This window comes from Roseivirga sp. UBA1976 (assembly GCF_002336325.1).
In the GTDB taxonomy this organism is placed as follows: domain Bacteria; phylum Bacteroidota; class Bacteroidia; order Cytophagales; family Cyclobacteriaceae; genus Roseivirga; species Roseivirga thermotolerans.
Window position 1 is genome coordinate 1 of record NZ_DDDQ01000042.1, and the last position, 20,714, is coordinate 20,714.

The window sequence follows — 20,714 nt, forward strand, 5'->3', positions numbered from 1 at the left end:
GTCTCGTAGTACCTCTTCCGGTATTTTTATCTCACTAATGCTGTTAAAGAAGTGAATCTCTTTGGTTTCATTGGTGGTGGCAATTACTTCCAAAAACCTCAGTAGTGTGCGGTCTGCATCTGAGGTATCCATCAAAACCATTATTTTTTCTCGTGAAGGCATAGACTAAGAATTCGGTGCAAAATTAATATTTGGTGAATATGCAAGGCGAATAAATATAGAAATAATATTCCTGGTTTTCTTCACTGGCCCTTGCCTCATAATTGATTGATAAGGTCTGCCAAAAGCTCTATTTGCTCTTTAGAATGTGTTGGAAATGATGCAATGCGGATTTGTTTTCCTTTGTATTGACCATAGCCATTGCCGATGACCAAACCTTTGGCTTTTAGGGCATCAATAATCACGCTAGAGCTTCCTGAAGTATTGGCTACAGCCACCGTTTGAGACCTCAGGTGTTTTTCGCTGACAAACGGAGTAAGTTCAGGGTGTTGCTCCAGGGTATGGTACAATAAGGCCGACTTGTAGCGTGCTTCGTGCCTGATGGTATCAATGCCTTTTTCTAACATATCTCCGGCAACTCGGCCTAAAAGGTATATACCCAATACATTGGCTGTATAAGTGGTTTGCCCTTTTTCCGCATTCTTCACCAGATTTGGGAGTGCCATGTAACTGCCTATGCTCTGACCACTTTGTAGCTTACTTTTGGCAGCCTCTATTGCCCTGGGGCTCACAATCCATACGCCCAGACCTGCAGGCAACCCAAAGCATTTTTGTACAGAAAAATAGACGCTGTCCACCATGGAGAAATTCAGATCCGTTACGGGGAGGGCCGAAACACCATCGACAGCTATAAGGGCTTCTTTATGCTTTTGACGAATGATATAAATACTTTCCGTAGGAAAGGCCACCCCGGTGGAGGTCTCATTGAGGGCCATTGTGACCAGTTCAGTATCTGAAGGAATAAGGTCCGGATTGGTATCCGGCAATTGGCCAAACGGGGCTTCGGCCTTTTCCGGACTCAGTTTCCAGTCGGTAGCAAAATCATAAAAGCGATTAGAAAAGGCACCATAGCAATAGTGAAAAGACTTTTGGGTGACGAAGTTTTGGAGCTGACGCTCCCAAATTTCTGTAGCCGAACTAAGGAAAAGCACACGGTAGTCGGCCGGAATATTCATGAGGGCTTTAAGGTTTTCTTCGGTTTGCCGGTAGTAGGCTTCGGCCTGAGCGCTACGGTGATTGATTTCCATAACCTGCTCTTTAAGAACGGCTTTTAGGTGTTCTTCTACCGTGAAATATAGAGCGGACGGGCCGGGGGTAAAGAATATTTTTTTAGGCATTGTTTTCTGCGGCTTTTAGTTCCTCAACATGTTGATGATAGTGTTTTCTTACAAAGAGAAAATAGAACACCAACGGGAACAAAAGTATCACTCCACAGATAAAAAACATCATGCCTATTCCACAATATTCGGCTACATAGCCAAGAGCAATTGAGCCGGCTCCAATGCCCAGGTCTACGGCTGAAAAGAAGGTAGCATTGGCGGCTCCTCTGCGCTCCATAGGAACCATATTGAGCGCCATGGTTTGTACCGTAGGCATTATGATGCCATTGCCAAAGCCAACTAATACACCCACAGCCATCAGTGGCCAAAAGCTATCGATATAACGCAACCAAATGAGCCCTGCTACAGTCACTAGCAGGCCTGTAGCTACCAAAGCAGAAGGGCCTCTTCGGTCCATAATTTTGCCAACAATAAGCCTTACAATCGCCACGCCTATGGCCATAAAAATAAAGAACAGAGCCCCTTGATTAATTTGCAGTTCATCGCTGTATATGCGTATAAATGAAATAATAGCCGCAAAAGGGAAAGCCCCTGTAAACATGACTATTGCAATGCGATTTACTCGCTTGTCGAACATTTTGGAGAGCTGAATTTTCGTTTCTCCGGTCTTGATTTTTGGCACTTTTACTACCAGAGCCAATACCAAAGCGGCCAGGGCTACAATGGCAGAAATGCTAAAAAGGTTTACGAAGTTGTTTTGGCCCATAATCTGGTCGCCTCCGTAGGGAGCTAAGGCAATGGCGAAGGTCATAGCCAGGCCAAAGTATCCAATGCCTTCTCCGCGCCTTGATTCAGGTATAAGGTCGGCTGCAATGGTGCTCCCCCCTGTGGTAATAGTTCCCCAGGCGATGCCATGAAACACCCGAATGATGAGTAGAATGAAAAAGGTCGAAGCCAGATGATAGGCAGCCGTAAGAATAGTAAAAAACAACAAAGCCCAAAGGTAAACCGATCTGCGGCCGTAGGCATCGAGCACATAGCCACAAAATGGCCTTACCAACAAGGCGGCCAGTGCATAAACGCCAATTATATAGCCTACCTGATTTTTGTTAGCATCGAGTGCGTTTACTGCATAAATGGGTAGAGTAGGGAGTAAAAAGTAAAAGGCCGAGGCCATTAAGAAATACGAAACAAAATGCAGGATGAAGTCCCGCGAAAGAATGTTGTCTTTATTTGGTGCCAATAGTCGAGTCGTGTCTAAACCTGCAAGCTACTAAAAAGTGGCTGGAAAACGTAAGATGGTGTACTTTATGAATGTCTGGCTGAAATAAGGTGCTTTTCTTTTTTCTTGAAACCAAAGGCTTCATAAGTTTGTATTATTAACGGGGAAAAAAGAAATACCCATTTGAGCTTAGACCAGTTTTCGAACTTTACAATTCTAACTCAAATACCGGGTGAATCCCTCTCAAAACAAGGCCTCATCCCGATTTTTCGGGACCTCGTACTTAGTGCAGGATAACAGTGGACTGTTGCGAGTTTAAAGGATAGCCCAAATCTTGTCTTTAATAGAGGTTCGAAAAGACCTCTGAGTTCTTATGGGTAAAATAAAAAGCCGCTTCAAAAGCGGCTTTTTATTTTAGGTGTTTCTGGTTAGAATTTCGTGCATAGCCGACACAAGCTCTTCTACATTGGTCTTGTTAAAACACATAGGAGGTTTCGATTTAATGACATTGTCGTGTGGGCCATCTGTACTTACCAGAATGTGCCTGTTTCTCAATTCGTTCTTAATAACGGAGGCCAGTTGAGTGTGAGGTGTCAGGTCATCATCGGCAATAATCTCTAAGCCCAGAAACAGCCCTGAACCCCTAATGTCACCAATTTGAGGAAACTTTTTTGCCAGGGCAGTAAATAGGTCCTTTTTATAATTGCCAACCTCTAAGGCATTTTTCTGTAAGCCTTCCTCTTCAATGGTTTCGAGTACGGCCAATCCTATTTCGCATGAAACGGGGTTTCCTCCGAAGGATGAGAAAAATTCCATGCCGTTATCGAAAGCATCGGCTATGGCCTGAGTACAAACCACGGCTGCCATGGGGTGGCCGTTGCCAATAGGCTTGCCCAGTACCACAATGTCCGGAGAAACCTCATGCATTTGGAAGCCCCAATAGTGGCTGCCCATGCGGCCAAAACCGGTTTGAACCTCATCGCTTATGTATAGGCTTCCACTGTTTCGTAGATGAGGGACGAGTTTTCTCAGAAAGCCATTGGCCAAAGGCACCTGGCCTCCGCAACCCACAATAGGTTCGGCAATGAAAGCCGCCAGAGGTTCACCCTGGCTCAAAAGGTTAATATAGTCTTGTGCATAAGCTTCTCCAGCGCTTGCTCCTCTGTAACGTCCCCTGTAGGAGTCGGGGAGTTCGGCTTCGACAATATTTTCTGCACGCCCGGTTCCTCCTTTTCCCATGTATTTGTAGGGGCTTATTTGAATGCCTGTGCGAGTGTTGCCATGATAGCCGTGTTGTACTACCCCAATGTTCGTTCGGGAGGTGAAGTTTTGGGCCAGCCGAATAGCAAGGTCACTGGCTGCGCTTCCGGAGTTTACAAAAAATACACGGTTGAGGTGATCCGGAAATTTGCTTAAGAGCTTTTCTGCATATTGGGGGAGTGCATCGTACAAGTACCGGGTGTTTGTATTGAGTTTTGCGATTTGACGTTGCGCAGCTTCTACAACTTTTGGGTGTTGGTGGCCTACATGCGGTATATTGTTATAGGCATCTAAAAACCGGTTTCCATGCCTATCGAACATGTATTGAAATATGGCCGACTCCATATGAATAGGTGTATTGTAACTAATGGAGAGTCCCTTGCTAATGAATTTATGACGATTGTTTATCTGGTTTTCAAGGGGAGGGGGGCTTTTCGGAGAATACGAACAGGCCTCGCGAAAAGTGTTCTCGGCAAGGACAGGTCCAATGGTTATCCATTTCTCTAAAAGCTTCCAGGCTCCTTCTTCACTAATTTGAATGTAAGTATTATGCGGCTGTGCTTTGGCCTGTTCGGCCGACTTGCACACACTGGTAACCAATCGACCGGCTATTAGATAATATAGTAGGTTTAATTCTTCTTCTTGCAGTGGCATCACGCTGTGATAGCCCCTAACCAGATATGAAGCCCACTTTAGGGGCTCTTCCTTATTCATGAGAGCATAGGTGCAGGCAATGGCTACTTCGTTGATAAGGGCTGAGTAGGAGGCATCACCAAAATCGATGATTCCAAATGCCGAATCGTGGACCAATACATTCCAGTCGTTGGCGTCATTGTAAATAATACTGTGCCTGAGATGGGGGAGTTTGTGGGCAACGTGTTGGCGCCACTCAATAATGTAATGGTCAACCAACTTCTTTTTAGAGGGAGGGGCGATGTATTGTGCGAGAGGGGTTGCCAACTCAAAATTATCAAGGTTCCAAACGAGTCTGCGACTAGCTATGGCACTATTTTCAAAATTAATGAGTCGTTGGTCCATATGGCCCAGGAACTGCCCAAAGCTTTCAAACAGCTGAGGAGTATGTGTGGTTTCCGCCAAAAATGTTCCCTCAATATAACTCATGAGTTGAAGGAGGCATTCTTTTCCGTTGAGCGAAACGGTGCTTAAAAGCTCATGGTTTGTGTTGGGGATGGTGGTTGAAATTTGTCGGCTATTCAAATGGTCTAGCTGACGAACGAGCGCAATTTCACCCAGCACCTCTTCCTTAACTCTCGGGGTGTTGGGATATACTTTTAACACGTAGTTGGCCTCGTGGCCAATAACTCTATAATTGTGGCTTATGTAGCCTTCCAGTTCTTCAATGGTTTTGACCTGAATCTGGTAATGAGTGAGGAGTAGCTCTTCCATATGTGTGCACTAAAGCTCGGAAACAAGGCCTAAATACCCAAGCCAAAGTACGCATCAAAAGCCAGAGGGGCATAAAAAACCCGCTACTCACAGTTTTCCATGAATAGCGGGAATGTTTTTACGTTTTTGGAGGCCGATTAGTCTGCCTTGTAAACTATTTCTCCTCCCACCACGGTCATGCTTACTTTGGTTTTGAGAATCTCTTGCTCAGGAATGGTCATAATGTTTTTGTTGAAGATGGTAAAGTCTGCTGCTTTTCCAACTTCAATAGAGCCTTTGAAGTCTTCTTCGAACTCTGCATAGGCACCATCTAAAGTGTATGACTTAAGGGCCTGCGCCCGGGTCATAGCCTGGTCGGCTTCAAAGCCTTCTTCAGGAAAACCTTCGAGAGTTTTTCTTGAAATGGAAGCATAAAATGACGGTAGCGGATCCAGAGGCTCTACGGGAGCATCAGTACCATTACAAACTACAGCACCGCTTTGCATTAGTTTTTGCCATACATAGGCGCCTTCAACAATGCGTTCTTCACCGAGCCTATCAATGGCCCAAGGCCTGTCTGAACTCATATGAATGGCCTGCATGGCGGCTACAATATTCATTTCTCCAAAGCGGGCAATGTCTTCTTCACTAAGGTGTTGGGCATGCTCTATTCTAAAGCGCTGAGCTCTTCGGTCAATGTTGGGGTATTTATTGAATGCTGCCTCGTAGCGATCGAGTATTTCTCTATTTGCACGGTCGCCAATGGCGTGAGAGCATACTTGAAAGCCGGAAGCAAGAGCTTTTTCAGACACTTCGGTTACGGTTTCCATGGGGAGGGTTTCATGGCCGTAGTGGCCGGGTCTGTCGGTATACTCTTCGAGCAACCATGCTCCTCTAGGGCCAAGGGCACCATCGCAATTCAGTTTAATGGACCTCACGGTGTGCAAATGATCGGGGTCTATCATCGGGCCTTTTTTGTACCACTCTTCCAGGAGTTGTGGCGATCGGCCTGTGAGCATGGTATACATTCTTACCTTGAGCTTGCCCTGATCTTTGAATCGCTGCAATCGGTCTATGAAATCCTGGCCGGAGCCGGCATCGTGAAAACTGGTAATTCCAAGTCTCAGGCATTCATCGATAGCCATTTGGAGCGCTTGTTCGGCTCTTTCTTCTGTTTCTGCCGGAACGAGTTTGCCTACTATAGACGCTGCCCGTTCGGTAAATACTCCGGTAGGGTTGCCTAGTTCATCTTTAATAATTTCTCCTCCTTCTACTTCTCCCTGCAGGCTCTCAATGCTCAGGTTATTCACGCCCGCCAGTTCCATGGCTTTGGCATTGGCGAAGGCAGCATGGCCGCTGGCATGTCTCAGCCACACCGGATTGTTAGGGCTTACTTCTGAAAGTTTATCATGAGTCTGGAAGCCTTTAACCATGTGGTCGGGCTTCTCTATCCACTTATCCTGGTGCCAACCTCTTCCGGTAATCCAATCACCGGGTTGAGCTTTTTCAACCGCCTCAGCTACTTTTTCAACCAATTCGTCATAGGTTTTTACATACATCAGGTCCAGTTCCAGCTTGTTGTAGCCTACGCCCATCATGTGGGCATGCGACTCTATAAAACCGGGTGTCATGGTTTGTCCCCGCAGGTCTACCATTTCCGTGTCATCACCCTGTAGTTTCATTATTTCAGCTTTAGAGCCGGTGGCCATTATCATGCCGTTCTTTACGGCCACAGCTTCTACTTGTGGGTTGCTGTCATCTACGGTATAGATTGTTCCATTGTAGAAAATTGAATCGGCCTTTTCGCCACTGTTACAGGCTTGTAATACGAGTATTGTCAGTAGTAGGAGGGCTCCTGCTACTCTTCTCATTAATGTCTTCATAGGTTTAAGATTGAAGATGAAAAAGTAAGGCTATTTCCTGACTCGTGCAATGCGAAATGTAGGCAGCGGGGCTGGGTGAATTATTATCATGTGGGAGGGTTTGTGGATGAGGTGGTAAAAATAAAAGAGGCCATCAACGAAGCCGGATTAAATAACATCAGGGTTATGAAGGTGTTATTTAACTCAAAGCCTCTCGATTGGCCTCCTTTGTGTTGATTATTTACAGACTATGAAATCAAATAATTAGTATAGGTATTCCAAAGCAGCAATGTCATACTGCCCGAATTCACCATCTTCATTAGAGCTAAAGCATGATAGCATAATGGAGTTGGGGTCGAATCCGGTAGGAGTACCAGGGATGTGGATGGCACCTACACCTCCAGAACCTTCATTTCCTCCGGTGCCACAAGAGAGCGACCGGTTGAAGTAGTCGGTGTGTCTAAGGCCAAGGCAGTGTCCGATTTCATGGGTAATTACGTGCTCAGTTACATTTGTACCAAAGCTACTTGTACCCGACTGAATCTGAACATACTTGTAGGGGTTGCCACCGCTAGGGAACCCGGCAGACCCGCCACCGCCACCGCTTACACGGTACACTACTATATCGTATGGCTGATAGTTGGTGCCAAAAGTTAGTGTAAATGTAAGACCGGTATTCAGGGCATTATAATTGTTAATGGCCCACTGCAAGGCAGTTCTCATGGTATTGTCCAGGGCGTTGCTGCCACCGGTATAGCCAATAACATTAATAGTACGGGGGGCATTTACCAGGTTGGTGGTTCGGTACTGCTCACCAACCGCTCCTACGTGCTCAATTTTACTTTTCAGCATTTTCTCCAGGTTTTCCGGAGTAATGATGATGTCATTTTCAAGCACATAATTGCCGGCTTCATAAGCAGGATCCAGAACCTCAGAACTCTTTGACATTCTGATGTCGCTTACGTCAAAACCCAACTCGGTAAATTGGTTTTTAACGGTTTCGCTTATTTCCTCCTGTTGGAGCTCTGTTGGATCTTGATCTTCGGTACAAGAGACAGCAAAGATCACGATCAAAAGTGCGCTAAAGGCACTAAGCAATGATAGTTTTACTTTTTGCATTGTAAGTGATGTTTAGTTAATAATAAATGTTAAGGTTGAGTTGTAAATAATCAACAATTAATGTTAATAAAATATATTAAAAAATAAAACTAATTAATGTATTATGCTTGTACTTTAGTGTGAATTGCTGAAAAATGTATTTAAACTATTTAATTTGTGTATTAACATATCAAGAGGTTATTTAGTAATATCATTAATAAATTAAATCAACTTGAAGACTGTAGCTAATCGATTACTCTGTGCATTAATTGCCGTATTCTTTTGGGGGAATTCAGAGTTGGTTTTAGCCCAGGTTAACACTGCATATTCCTTTTTTGAAAGAGAAACAGTGCTAAAGGAAGTGAAGGCTCGACCTGATGATTTTTATGCTATTCAGACTAATTCACATGCTTCCTTACATGGGCTTAAGATACTTCGCCCACTTGCCAACGGATGGTTTATTATCGATGGCTTAGCGGCTAAAGCTATCGACCCATCAACCGTTCAATCGGTGTGGAAGGTTGGCAATTCCTGGAAACTCTCGCCCAATGTTGCTCTGGAAAATACTATGGGCACATATGTGGTAAAGGGGCTTAGAACCGAAGTATTAAGAGAACGACTTGATGCAGAAGCGATTGATTACCGGTTGACTAACCACTCTGCATTTATTGTAAGGCTAACATCGGAGCAGCTGCAACATATTCTCCAATGGCCCGAAGTACATTATGTGGGCAATGAGCAGCTTTTTCCGATATGGGAGAGCAAGGTGTTAGATTTGAACCTTGTGCCCAACAGAGTAAAGCAATTGTTTCATCACTACCCCAATCTGAAAGGACAAAATGAGTTAGTCTCTATTAAAGAAAATGGGTTCGACCCGAATGATTTAGACCTTTGGGGCCGAAGTGTGACGACACCACGTACGGCCGAAGATACAGATAACCATGCCACAGAAATGGCCACTATTATTGCCGGAACCGGAAATACTTCGGTGTTAGGTTTAGGTGTGGCCTCCAAGGCTTCGCTTACTTCTTCTTTTCCACAAGACCTCTTTCCCGATGATCCAGAGTATTTTAATGATTGGGGTATCCAAATTCAGAATCATAGTTACGGTACGCGCATTGAGAATTTTTACGGTGCTTTGGCTTCGGCCTATGACGAGCATGCCTGGCAAACACCATCTGTTTTGCATGTGTTTTCATCGGGTAACTTAGGTTTGGAAACAAGCAGCGAGGGGCCATATGCCGGGTTGACCGGGTATGCCAATTTATCGGGTAATTTTAAAATGGCTAAGAACACCCTGCTGGTGGGAGCTGTAGATACCCTTAATCGTCCGGTGTTGTTTTCGAGCAATGGCCCCACCTATGATGGAAGAGTTAAACCCGATTTAGTTGCTTACAGTATGTTTGGTTCGTCCAATTCTGCCGCGCTGACTTCTGGTGTAGCGGTGCTATTGCAGCAAAAATATAAGCAGATGAATAACGAACCAGCTCCGGCCGCTTTGCTGAGGGCTTTGTTAATAAATGGTGCTGATGATGTGTTTACGCCAGGACCCGATTTTAAAACAGGATTTGGCAGCCTCAATGCTTTTACAACCATGAGAGCACTTGAAGAAGAACGGTATATATCAGGAGTGTTGTCAAATAGAGTTGTGAATAATCATACGGTCCAAATTCCGCCAAACATTAGTGAATTTAAGGCAACACTGGTTTGGACCGACCCTGCCGCTGTGGTGAATAGTGACAAGGCTATTGTTCATGATTTGGATTTCAAAGTTTTGGATGTGCAGAGTAACGTTTGGCAACCTTTTGTTTTAAATCCTAATCCATCCAATCTTTCCGATGAGGCTGTAACAGGTCGGGATAGCCTCAATACCGTAGAACAAATACGAATTTTGAACCCTTCGCCCGGTTCCTATACCTTGAGGGTGGAGGCTTTTAATCACTTGGGCGAAGATCAACCCTACGTTATTGCCTACGATTGGAAGGCGGCCAACCAGTTCAATTGGGTGTATCCTACGGGTTCTGATCATGTGCCTTACAACGGTGAGACCACGGGTTATCTACGATGGAATAGTACGCTGGCTGCTCACAGTGGTGAGCTCTGGCTTACACTTAATGAAGGAGACACCTGGCAACAGATTGCTTCCGGCATAGACCTTCGGGCGGGTTTGTTTCGATGGCGTGCACCGGATACTACGGCTACTGCTCAACTCAAAATGGTTGTGGAGGGTAATGAATACCTTTCGGATGAGTTCGTGGTCCATCGTACCACTGTTCCTCGTATCGGGTATTTCTGTGGGGACTCTACTCGCATAGCCTGGAAGCAATTGCCAGCAGCGATGGGCTATGAGGTACTTAACTGGAACAATGGTTCCATGGAAACTATGCTAAGCACTACCGATACGGCTGCGGTTTTTCAATCGGGTGGTTTGAACTCCCGGTTCCTCTCGATTCGTGCGGTACTAAAAAACGGTAAGAAAACTTTGGCCAGCCCGTCTGTAAACTATGAATTTGGAACGGGATGCTACTTGAATTCTTTTTTCATATCGGAGCAGCAAGAAGGAGGAGGAGTGGAGCTGGAGTTGGCCTTGGGAACTGTGGCAGGCATTGAGCAAATACGTTTTTTACACAGAGAAGGAGTGGAACCAATGAAAGAAATAGGAGTGGTTGCAGCCGGGAGTTTTGGAACTACCATAACTTTTGTTCATGATAGTCCGGCTGATGGATATAATGGTTACAGGGTTGAGCTTCATTTCGAAAACGGAGAGCAAATTCGATCGGAAGAGTTAAGCACGTATTGGTTGAATAAAGTTTCGGCTGCGGTGTTTCCTAATCCTGTTGAAGCAGGGGGAGACCTGAATGTCTATCTTCGTGATAACCCGGTGACCCATCGAGCCTTTTTTACGCTCTACAATAGTTCTGGTCATGTGCTTCTTACCGAACCAATTGTGGCCAGAGGCTATAGTTTTAGAATACCAAGCCTTTCAAGAGGAATGTATTTTTATACCGTAACCAACGGTTTGAATAGTCAAAGAGGGAGACTGGTGGTGAAGTAATGAGCATCTAAATAGCGCATTGTCGCTTTGGCAAGTCAATGCTGAAATGAAACTACCTCACCTGGGTTTAAACGGTTTTGAGTTTTAGACCCAAACCGGAAACAGCCCTTCCATCGCTTTGAGACTTGTTTCTGATCTCTCCCTTACGGAGCTTGACTAGTATAGTACCCTGAACTTAATGGTGTGCTCAATCTTCTTCAGCGCAGTGATTAAGTCCTTGTCATAAGCCTTGTTGATGTCGGTGATCACATACCCAACAGTTTCATTGGTTTTGAGATATTGCCCATCAATGTTGGCATCGTGTTCGGCCAAAACTTTGTTGATTTTGGCCAGCACTCCCGGTTTGTTAGAGTGAATGTGAATCAATCGGTGTGCATTGTTCAGTTTCGGTAGGGTGATATTCGGGAAATTCACACTCAACGCGGTATTACCGGTGTTGATATAATCCATGATTTTGTTTGGAACAAAATCCGCTATGTTTTCCTGGGCTTCCAGGGTGCTTCCGCCAATGTGTGGAGTTAAAATGGTGTTAGGTAGGCCAATTAACTCCGATTCAAACGGATCATTATTGCTTTTGGGTTCTTCCGGGAACACATCTACACCGGTTCCCCTGATTTTGCCCGATTGTATGGCAGCTTTTAAGGCGGGCACATCCACTACCGGCCCCCTGGCCAGGTTGAGGAAAATAACCCCGTTCTTCATGAGGTCGAAGTGCTCTTTGGTAAAGAAGCCGGTGTTTTCCGGCCTTCCATCAATGTGCAGTGTTACTACATCGGCCAGCTGCAATAGTTCTTCAAGGCTTTCGCATTTGGTAGCATTGCCCAGGGCCAACCGTTCTTCTATATCGTAGTAGTGTACTTGCATTCCCAGGTTTTCGGCTAAAACCGAAAGTTGTGAGCCAATGTTGCCATAACCGATGATTCCCAGCTTTTTGCCCCTTATTTCAAAGCTGTTGCTGGCTGTTTTAGACCATTTTCCCCGATGCATATCAGCTGACTTATCGGGAATACCCCGCATGAGCATAATGATTTCTGCTATGGCCAGCTCAACTACCGACCGCGTATTGCTGAAAGGAGCATTGAATACGGCCACACCTTTGGCAAGGGCGGCTTCTAAATCGATTTGATTAGTGCCAATGCAAAAGGCACCAATGGCCATCAGCTTGTCTGCCGCTTGTAACACCTTGGCTGTAACCTGTGTTTTGGAGCGTATACCAAGTACATGGATTCCCTTAATTTTTTCAACTAATTCATCTTCATCGAGGCCTGCCGGATAGCTTTCTACAGAGAAACCATCGGCTTTTAGTTTGGCCAATGCATTGGGATGAACATTTTCCAGCAGGAGCATTTTGATCCTGTTTTTGGGGTATGAAAGGGCTCCACTCATTTTATTATCAAAAAGAATTTCGTCAAAACTAGGGGCTATATGATCGGCATAGGCTTTTACCTGGTCGCGTTCTATATTCTCGGTAAAGGCATAGAACTTTTTGGCCACACCGGCTTTCTTAACTTCATAGTCAGTATAGCCATCGCCAATCATATGAATTTCGCCTTCGAGGCGCAACTGCTCAATTTGCTTTACCTTGCCACCATTGGAGGAAAGGACATTTTGCCTGTTGAAATCAGTAATGTTTCCTGATGCATCGAATACAAAGTCATTGGCAAAAACGTGCTCGGCTTTTATTCCTAAACCGGTTACCACCGGCACTATGAACTCTTTAAAACCATTGGAGACAATGTAGGTTCTGTCGGCATATTGTTCAAAAAAGTGCTTGTTTCTGCTTACCGACCTGGAAATGAGTTTTTTTAACCGTATCACCAGCTCGTCCAGGTGTTCTCTTCTGGCATCGAGCAGACGGATTCTGGCTTCTAAAGACTCACGTAACGATAACTCTCCGGCCATGCCCAAATCAGTGACTTCTTTTATTTTTTGAAGTCTTTCTACTTTTTGAGGGTGTCCTGTCAGGGCAATTTCTCCCAGAATATCGAGCGCTTCTACCTGAGTAAAGGTGCTATCAAAGTCTATTACAAAGTGTACATTGGTAGTTATTGTATTCATCGGTTTTCCTTGCCCATCATTAGTCGGCATTGGTTGCCAAAAACTGCAGCCACTCCTGCTGCTATACCACCCAACAGGCCTGTTATCAGAAGCAAGAGCACCACATTTCCATTCAGGAAGAATAGTGTCGCAATTTTTCTTGCCAGAATAAAGTCGTTCGGGTTAGATAGCAACCAGGCGTTGACTATCCAAAATAAGGCGATTGCCAGAAAGGGAACAAAGAAGACGGCTGCTTTTCGTAGGCGAACGATTGCACCACTAATGAAGCCTGCAAGCATAATGGCCCACCAGGGTAGAAACATGGAAAATGTGATGCCTAATACTAAGGTGAGTATAAAGTTGGTGAGCTTTTTCATTGTTTTGGGTTTAGCGTTTGGGTAAATAAAACACCGGTAGGGTTTTCGGCAGATTGCATAAATTGGAGCTCCAGATATTCGCCAGCAGCCCAAATATCAACCAGGTCATCATAGTATTTGCTGCCCGGGTTGCCCGATTGCCCCCCCGGATACACTCCTAATGCTTTGGGAGGGTCAGACATTTCTACTATCATTCGCCAGGAAGGGCCATGATTTCTTGATGTAGCATTTACAATTCCGCTGTTACCCCCAATGGGAAGGTTGAAGCGTGAGAAAGCCGGTAAGGCCTGAAGCAGGTGACCTACGTAGGTAGCTTTGACATCACCCCAATTGTAATTACCCAGTCGTTCTTTCCAGGTGTTTAGGTCCTTTACTCCTTCTTTGAATGAAGCCACAAACAGATCGGTGGCAGTTTCTGTTTCGGGGGTGTTTACTCTGTCCATAAATGGATCGTCAGGAAAGTTTTTCAAAAGATTAATGGTTTGATAGGTGAAGGGAGGAACCATTGCCAGGGTATCTGCCCTCAACTCGTCCCAGACCATTCGGTTGAGTTTGCTCCACCAGGCTTCCCAAACACTGGCACCTTTAGAGTCAGTGTTGTTGTAGAAGTTCCATGCTTTGGCATCGTTCAGATAAGCTAATTCTTCTTCAGACAAACCGTCAGTTGGCATTACTTTCAGCATATGAGGAAGCAATTCTGCGGCTTTCAGATTGTAGTTGTTGTTGTGCAGGTCTTTAAAGTCCTGAATGGTAAATTTCTTTTTAGACCTGAAGAAATCGTTTATTACCCGGTTTCTGTACATTTCGTACCCATCGTTGAATACGTAGTAAGGATAACTTTTGTCTACCGGGTGTTGGTTGGCCGAGCTCACAAAGCCTCTTTCCGGATTCTTTACATGTGCATTATGCGCCTGTGGAATCCATCCCTGCCAATCATGCTCAGGATTGGTTCCGTCCATTAAGAATTTACCCTGCCCCTTCCATTTATTAGGGAACCTTCCCTGAATCCATAAGGCTATATCTCCATCTCTAGAAGAAAAGACGAAATTTTGGGCCGGAGCTACAAAATGAACGAGAGCAGCTTCATACTCATGGTAGTTTCTGGCTCCGTTCAACTCAATTAAAGTTCTTTGATTATTTCCGCCCAAATGCCCTGTCCATTGCATGGCATATCCCATTTTCTGTCCATTGCCTTTAAAGGAGGCGTCATAACTCACGGGGCCATGGTGAGTGTATACAACCGTATCGTAAAAGGTCTCTCTTCCTCGTATAACAATCTCTTCTACTTTTTTGGTCGTTGGTTTCCATTGATTGTCGTGCCAGTATTCCTCTCTTTTTTCGTCTTTGAATTTTATTTTATACCAATCTCTTACATCACGTGTGGCGTTGGTAACTCCCCAGGAAATGTGGTTGTTAAAACCAATGACAATGCCCAGGGCTCCGGGCAAGGTAGCTCCAAAAGTGTTTTTCTCAGGGGTAGTGAGTTGCATTACATACCAAATGGAAGGAAGATTAAGCTGCAGGTGAGGGTCGTTGGCCAAAATGGCATTACCTGAATAAGATTTATCAGGCCCTACCGCCCAGTTGTTACTACCATTATCCGGGTTTGGTTTATGCAAAACATCAGTAATATAATCCATTGGAAAATCTCCTTCAGGAGTGTCTGGCACAGTAACTTCCCAATCACTCCAATCTGTTTCGGCTGGTATTACAGGGTCATTTGCATCAAAAAAATCAGGGAAAAGAAAGTCGAAACGCTCTTTTCCATAGTTGTTGATAAAGTTGGTAAACTCAAGGTCAGTCTCATATCCGGCCAGCATGTCTGTCATATACATTAGCAGTAGAGCTGTTTTTTTGAGTGTCCAGGGCTCTGGAGCATAATCCAAAAGCTTATACTCAACCGGGTATTTACTGGGTGACAAAGGCTCTATATAGCTATTGATTCCATCGCGATAAGCCTCCAGGTACCCCAAAATTTCCGGATCTTTCTGCATGTTTTCCAAGGCTTTTTCGGCTCCAAAGAGCATTCCCTTTCTTCGCTGACTTCGGTCATAATCCAGGGCCGCACTACCCACAATTTCAGAGAGTCTTCCGGCCGATGCATGCGTTTGAAACTCCATTTGCCAAAGCCTGTGCTTCGCGGTTATATACCCTTGCGATCGGTATAAGTCTAAATTGTTTTGAGCAAAGACATGAGGGATGAGGTGTTTGTCGTAATGTACTTTAACCGGTGCTGAAAGGCCTTTAATACTGAGCTCCTCTGTGTTATCTTCAGAAACATCGTTTAACCAGATGCCTTGGTTGGGCGACAGGAACTTACCGAGAGGGGGTAAAGGGTCAATTTTAGTGTTTAGTGCTAGGAATACACTCAAAGCCAAAAGAAAGGATAGTAAGAGTTTTAGAAGCTTCATTGTCGATGAATTTGCTATGAATATAAGGTGATTTTAATGCAAATAGCTACATAGAAAGAGAACAAGTTCCAACATGATGTCTTCCGGGTTTGGTGGAAGTGAAGGTTTCTGTTGTGAGCTTTCTGCTAATCGTTCTACCTTTGTCAGATACACATGAAAGACTTTTCAAAAGAATTGACCGAGAGGGCCAAAAAAATCAGAGCTATTTTCTTTGATGTTGACGGAGTGCTAACCAATGGTAGTATTATTTACGACAACAATGGCTTGGAATCCAAGCAATTTAATGTGAAAGATGGTCAGATTATCAAGTACCTGAAGCAGTACCAAATCGCAACGGTAGTAATTACCGGGCGCGATTCCAGAGTAGTCAGAAACCGATGTAACGAGTTATCTATAGACAGGCATTACCACGGGGTTAAGGATAAAGGGGCGGTGTATGAAGATTTGAAAAAGGAGCTTCATTTACACGATAGTGAGATAGCCTATATTGGAGACGATATTAACGATTTACCCATTTTGAGTAGGTGTGGATTGAGCTGTACTCCGGCCGATGGTCAGTCGCAGGTAAAGGAACATGTTCATTGGGTACTGTCTAAAAAAGGTGGTGAAGGGGCTCTTCGTGAACTGGCCGATATGGTATTGTTGAGTCAGGGTAAGTATGAAGAAATTATTAACAAACTCTTGAAAGCATAAGATGAAAAAATTTGAGGAAGGGTTTCAACTGTCTGACAGTATTACGGTTGGCTCAGGTAAGATGGTTTTGTTTGCCGGACCATGCGCGGTGGAGTCTTATGAGGTGTGCGCGCGCGTGGCAGAAACCCTTAAGGAAATTTGCTTGAGGCTCGATATTCAGTATATCTTTAAGGCATCGTTTGATAAAGCTAATCGTACTTCGGCAAAATCCTTTCGAGGAGTAGGGTTAGACGATGGTCTACGAGTATTAGACCAAATCAAGCGTGATTTCCAGTTGCCGATAGTCACTGACATTCATGAGTCTTACCAGGCTAAACCTGTGAGTGACGTGGCGCAAGCATTGCAAATTCCCGCTTACTTATGTCGCCAAACAGACCTGCTTTTAGCGGCTGGTGAAACCGGTAAAACGGTGAAAATCAAACGCGGGCAGTTTATGGCACCGGAAGATATGCAGTACGCAGTAAACAAGGTGAAATCTACAGGAAACGAAAAGGTTATTTTGACTGAAAGAGGAGTATCTTTTGGCTATCATAATTTGGTGGTAGACATGAGGGCACTTCCAGTAATGAGACAATACGCTCCCGTAGTTTTTGACGTTACCCATAGTGTACAGCAACCCGGAGGCATGGGAGGGAGTTCAGGAGGACAAAAGCAGTTTGCTCCCTATTTAGCCAGAGCGGCCGGAGCAGTGGGGGTCGATGGGTTCTTTATTGAGACTCATCCCAACCCGGAGAAAGCTTTAAGTGACGGGCCAAACATGATCCCTCTGCATAAAATGAATGATTTTCTGACCATGGCCAAAGCGGCCTTTGAAATGGGTCAGCAAGCAAATAATGACGTTGAATGAAAACAAGAAATAGAAAAAGCCCTTTAGCCCTAAAGCTAATGGGCTTTCTTTTTGTGGTACTTCTGGTAAGTAGCTGTATTCCCAATGAAAAAATTGTGTACTTACAGAACAAGGAAGACGACCCTGCTTTGGCCAATGATACATTGATTGAACTAAAGAGAATTGACTACCGTCTTCAACCCAACGACATTCTTCTGATTAACTTTTTTTCCAAAGAGACCCAAGCTGTTGAGGATTATTACCCGATTTTTCAGAGAAGAGCCATGATGGGGCTAGGTGGGGGAAATAACAATAATGGAAATAATATCCTCAATGACCCTTACATGACTGGTTATCACATCGATAAAAACGGAGAAATAGAAATTAACGGTATAGGTAGAATAAAGGCGGCAGGATTAACTACCGATGAACTAAAGTACAGCATTGAAGATATAATTAGAACGAAAGATGGTGTAATGGATATTCTGGTTGGGGTTAAGCTGCAAGGAATTCCCTTTACAATTTATGGAGAGGTGGGGTCTCCTGGTAGTAGAGTAGAAAGAGTTTATGAGCTCACCTTACTGGAGGCCATTGCTACTTCTGGCGATTTGACCTTGAATGCCAATAGGGAACACGTGATTTTATTGAGAGATTATCCGGATGGTGTTAGAATTCATGAGATTGATGTAACAGGCAGAGCTATCATTCCCACCGAGTACTGGTTTATTCAACCGGATGATGTGATTTATGTTCCCCCTTTAAAAATTCGTGAGTTAGGTGTTGGTACCAGTGCCTTACAAAACCTCTCAGTAATTGTTTCTGTTATATCCAGTACAACATTGATTATTAGTTTATTGACCAGATTCTAATGGCAGGATCCGAATTCGATTTTTTTGATGAAAGCAATACAGGTTCGGGCGGGAGTTCAGGGAATATAGATCCTTTACTTATTCTTATAAAGGTAATAAGGAACTGGCCGGTAATTGTACTATCCTGTTTGCTAGGTCTGCTGGTGGTATTTATATATCACCGATATACGACCGAGCGGTATGCGCTGAAAGGATCGATTATGATTCCTGAGGAGAACCCAAACATAGCCTCCCAATTCTTTACCGACTTTATAGGTGGGGGCTTCAGTCCTAACTTTCTCAATGAGCTGGAGGTACTGCGGAGTGTAGATATTACTGCTGCGGCTATAGATTCTCTCGATTTTGATATCGAATATTATTCAAAGGGAAGAATAAAAACCATTGAAGAATATAATACGCTTCCGTTTACCATATTTCCTACAGAAGGCCATAAACAGGTCTATAACAAAGAGTTTCTTATCAGCTTTACTGACAACAATAGTTTCAGACTTACATTTGCTGATAATGACAATCATGAGAAAAGTGAATTGTATCGTCCTAATAGCCTTATAAGTACGGATGAATACAGTTTCACGGTATTCTTCAACCGGACGGTCGATTTAAAAGATAAGAGCTATACTTTTAAATTTCGCGACAAGCAAAGCCTTGTTAATGAGTGGAATAGCCGATTGAAAGTAGACTATTTACGAGCCTTTACTACTATAGCCGAGTTAAAACTTACCCACAGTGAACCAAAGAAGGCAGCAGCTTTTATTAATACTGTGATGGACGTCTACAGAGGCTTGGAGCTTAAGCGAAAGGACGATTTAGCTGACAAAACACTATCCTATATAGATCGTGAGTTAAGGATTCTTGACGACACCCTTTCTATCTATGAAACTAAGTTGGATAGAGTGAAGGTGGAAGAAAAAACCCTTAGTTTAGATAATGTCGGAAGTAAGGTAGAGTCGCAGTTGCTTTCACTGGAACGAAGAAAAGGAGAGGTGTTAGCCTCAATTCGGCAACTTCAACAGAACCTCGATTTTTTGGCAGATAGTACGAAATTTGAAGAAGCTTTTGTGCCGATCACTGTAACTGGCGATGATATGTTTGGCACTTACATTGAGCGTTTGCAGAAGCTATTGGTGGACAGGAGCAAACTTTTGATTACTCTGGCTCCGAAACATAAAATGGTAAAGGACATTTCTAATGAAATAGACGGCTTAGTCTCTCTGATTAGAAATAGTGCTCAAGTGCAAATATCAGGCTTCAATGAGGAACTAAAACAGATAGATAAAGATATTAAAGTAGCTGAGAGGGAGTTTGAGAATTATCCGGAGAAGCAGCGAAAACTAACAGATCTCCAAAGAATATATAATGTTTATGTGAGCATGTTTCAGTTCTTGAGACAAAGAAGAGCTGAGGCTGGAATTGCCAAGGCCGGAAATGAATCCAATGCTCAAATTGTTGACAAGGCTGTTTCCAATGTAAAGGCTATTTACCCCAATAAACCATTTAACTATGCTATTGGAGCGGGAGTTGGCTTAGGGCTTCCACTGCTTTTCTTTTTCCTAAGGGAAGTATTGAACGATAAGGTAGAGTTCAGAAAGCAGATCGAAAAGCTAACCTCAATACCGGTAATTGGTATGATTGGCCATAATAAGTATGAGGGCAACCTTGCAGTGCTTAAGCATCCTAAATCGATTATGTCTGAGTCCTTTCGGGCCATTCGATCGAATATGGCGTTTTTTGGAAGAGATCGAAAAATACAGACTGTCTTAGTAACCTCCAATGCCTCCGGTGAAGGCAAGTCTTTTTGTTCGCTCAATCTAGCTTCCATGTTAGCAGTTTCAGGCAAAAAAACAGTACTGATTGGTTTGGACTTGAGAAAGCCGAAACTCTATGACGATTTTGGATTGACCAACGACTTTGGAGTTTCCAACTATTTGGCCGGTTTTGTAGATAGGGATAAGATTATTCAAAAGACAGCTTACGAAAACCTAGACTTAATAGCTGCCGGGCCTGTGCCTCCTAACCCCGCTGAGCTGCTCATTTCAGATGAAATGAAGGAACTGATCCAGTACCTAAAGGATCATTATGAACAGGTGATTATAGATACACCACCGGTGGGTATCGTAGCCGACACATTCAACCTTACTCATCTGGCCGACCTCAATATTTTTGTGGTTCGCCAGAACTATACAGTAAAACAGGTATTTCCATTTTTGAATGATATTACCAAAAAAGGTATTGTGAAAAATGCCACTTTACTACTCAATGACTTTAAGGTAAACAGAGGCTATGGCTATGGTTACGGTTATGGCTATGGTTACGGTTATGGCTATGGCTATGGCTATGG

At 44.0% G+C, this 20,714-nt stretch carries 13 protein-coding genes; 5 read left to right on the forward strand and 8 right to left on the reverse strand.

Features of this window, described 5'->3' with window-relative positions:
• Positions 1-257 precede the first annotated feature (257 nt).
• From B3763_RS04335 to B3763_RS04355, 5 genes are all read right to left on the reverse strand, one after another.
• On the reverse strand, positions 258-1,337 hold the full coding sequence (locus tag B3763_RS04335) for an aminotransferase class V-fold PLP-dependent enzyme (protein ID WP_286744086.1): 1,080 nt from the start codon (positions 1,335-1,337) through the stop codon (positions 258-260).
• Positions 1,330-2,523, reverse strand: a complete 1,194-nt coding sequence (locus tag B3763_RS04340; RefSeq protein WP_286744088.1) for an MFS transporter — start codon at positions 2,521-2,523, stop codon at positions 1,330-1,332. Before B3763_RS04340 ends, B3763_RS04335 begins: the two co-directional genes overlap by 8 nt.
• Positions 2,524-2,916: 393 nt before the next feature.
• Positions 2,917-5,169 carry an aminotransferase class III-fold pyridoxal phosphate-dependent enzyme gene (locus B3763_RS04345; protein WP_286744089.1) on the reverse strand — a complete coding sequence of 751 codons (2,253 nt, stop codon included), beginning with the start codon at positions 5,167-5,169 and terminating at the stop codon, positions 2,917-2,919.
• Positions 5,170-5,306: 137 nt separating this feature from the next.
• A complete protein-coding gene (locus B3763_RS04350; RefSeq protein WP_286744091.1) occupies positions 5,307-7,019 on the reverse strand; it encodes an amidohydrolase in 1,713 nt (570 codons plus the stop codon).
• Between the two features lie 255 nt (positions 7,020-7,274).
• A complete protein-coding gene (locus tag B3763_RS04355; RefSeq protein WP_286744094.1) occupies positions 7,275-8,129 on the reverse strand; it encodes a M57 family metalloprotease in 855 nt (284 codons plus the stop codon).
• Positions 8,130-8,340: 211 nt separating this feature from the next.
• Here B3763_RS04355 and B3763_RS04360 point away from each other — a divergent pair, with 211 nt between their 5' ends.
• Positions 8,341-11,163, forward strand: coding sequence for a S8 family peptidase (locus B3763_RS04360; RefSeq protein WP_286744096.1), 2,823 nt, complete (start codon positions 8,341-8,343; stop codon positions 11,161-11,163).
• 156 nt (positions 11,164-11,319) lie between these two features.
• On the opposite strand, the gene serA is transcribed toward B3763_RS04360, so the two are convergent.
• From serA to B3763_RS04375, 3 genes are read right to left on the reverse strand one after another with little or no spacing between them, the layout of a single operon-like run.
• Complete coding sequence (serA, locus tag B3763_RS04365; RefSeq protein ID WP_414707123.1) at positions 11,320-13,212, reverse strand: phosphoglycerate dehydrogenase; 1,893 nt, start codon at positions 13,210-13,212, stop codon at positions 11,320-11,322.
• 5 nt (positions 13,213-13,217) lie between these two features.
• Positions 13,218-13,577, reverse strand: a complete 360-nt coding sequence (locus B3763_RS04370; protein WP_286744101.1) for a hypothetical protein — start codon at positions 13,575-13,577, stop codon at positions 13,218-13,220.
• Positions 13,574-15,988: a penicillin acylase family protein gene (locus tag B3763_RS04375; RefSeq protein WP_286744103.1), complete on the reverse strand. Its 2,415-nt coding sequence runs from the start codon at positions 15,986-15,988 to the stop codon at positions 13,574-13,576. Before B3763_RS04375 ends, B3763_RS04370 begins: the two co-directional genes overlap by 4 nt.
• Before the next feature lie 153 nt (positions 15,989-16,141).
• On the opposite strand from B3763_RS04375, the gene B3763_RS04380 reads away from it, so the two are divergent.
• The 4 genes from B3763_RS04380 to B3763_RS04395 all read left to right on the forward strand — a co-directional run.
• Entirely contained in the window at positions 16,142-16,681 is a 540-nt protein-coding gene (locus B3763_RS04380) for a KdsC family phosphatase (RefSeq protein WP_286744105.1), read from the forward strand.
• Position 16,682: 1 nt separating this feature from the next.
• A complete protein-coding gene (kdsA, locus tag B3763_RS04385) occupies positions 16,683-17,528 on the forward strand; it encodes a 3-deoxy-8-phosphooctulonate synthase (protein ID WP_189630625.1) in 846 nt (281 codons plus the stop codon).
• Positions 17,525-18,376 carry a polysaccharide biosynthesis/export family protein gene (locus B3763_RS04390; RefSeq protein WP_189630626.1) on the forward strand — a complete coding sequence of 284 codons (852 nt, stop codon included), beginning with the start codon at positions 17,525-17,527 and terminating at the stop codon, positions 18,374-18,376. The genes kdsA and B3763_RS04390 overlap by 4 nt, the downstream gene beginning before the upstream one ends.
• The coding region (locus tag B3763_RS04395; protein ID WP_286744111.1) for a polysaccharide biosynthesis tyrosine autokinase at positions 18,376-20,714 on the forward strand (2,339 nt) is incomplete at its 3' end. The genes B3763_RS04390 and B3763_RS04395, both read left to right, overlap by 1 nt.

Coding starts and splice junctions, on each gene's coding strand:
- kdsA (WP_189630625.1), top strand. CDS start 16,683: ATGAAAAAATTTGAGGAAGGGTTTCAACTGTCTGACAGTATTACGGTT.
- B3763_RS04350 (WP_286744091.1), bottom strand. CDS start 7,019: ATGAGAAGAGTAGCAGGAGCCCTCCTACTACTGACAATACTCGTATTA.
- B3763_RS04355 (WP_286744094.1), bottom strand. CDS start 8,129: ATGCAAAAAGTAAAACTATCATTGCTTAGTGCCTTTAGCGCACTTTTG.
- B3763_RS04335 (WP_286744086.1), bottom strand. CDS start 1,337: ATGCCTAAAAAAATATTCTTTACCCCCGGCCCGTCCGCTCTATATTTC.
- B3763_RS04390 (WP_189630626.1), top strand. CDS start 17,525: ATGAAAACAAGAAATAGAAAAAGCCCTTTAGCCCTAAAGCTAATGGGC.
- B3763_RS04370 (WP_286744101.1), bottom strand. CDS start 13,577: ATGAAAAAGCTCACCAACTTTATACTCACCTTAGTATTAGGCATCACA.
- B3763_RS04380 (WP_286744105.1), top strand. CDS start 16,142: ATGAAAGACTTTTCAAAAGAATTGACCGAGAGGGCCAAAAAAATCAGA.
- B3763_RS04345 (WP_286744089.1), bottom strand. CDS start 5,169: ATGGAAGAGCTACTCCTCACTCATTACCAGATTCAGGTCAAAACCATT.
- B3763_RS04375 (WP_286744103.1), bottom strand. CDS start 15,988: ATGAAGCTTCTAAAACTCTTACTATCCTTTCTTTTGGCTTTGAGTGTA.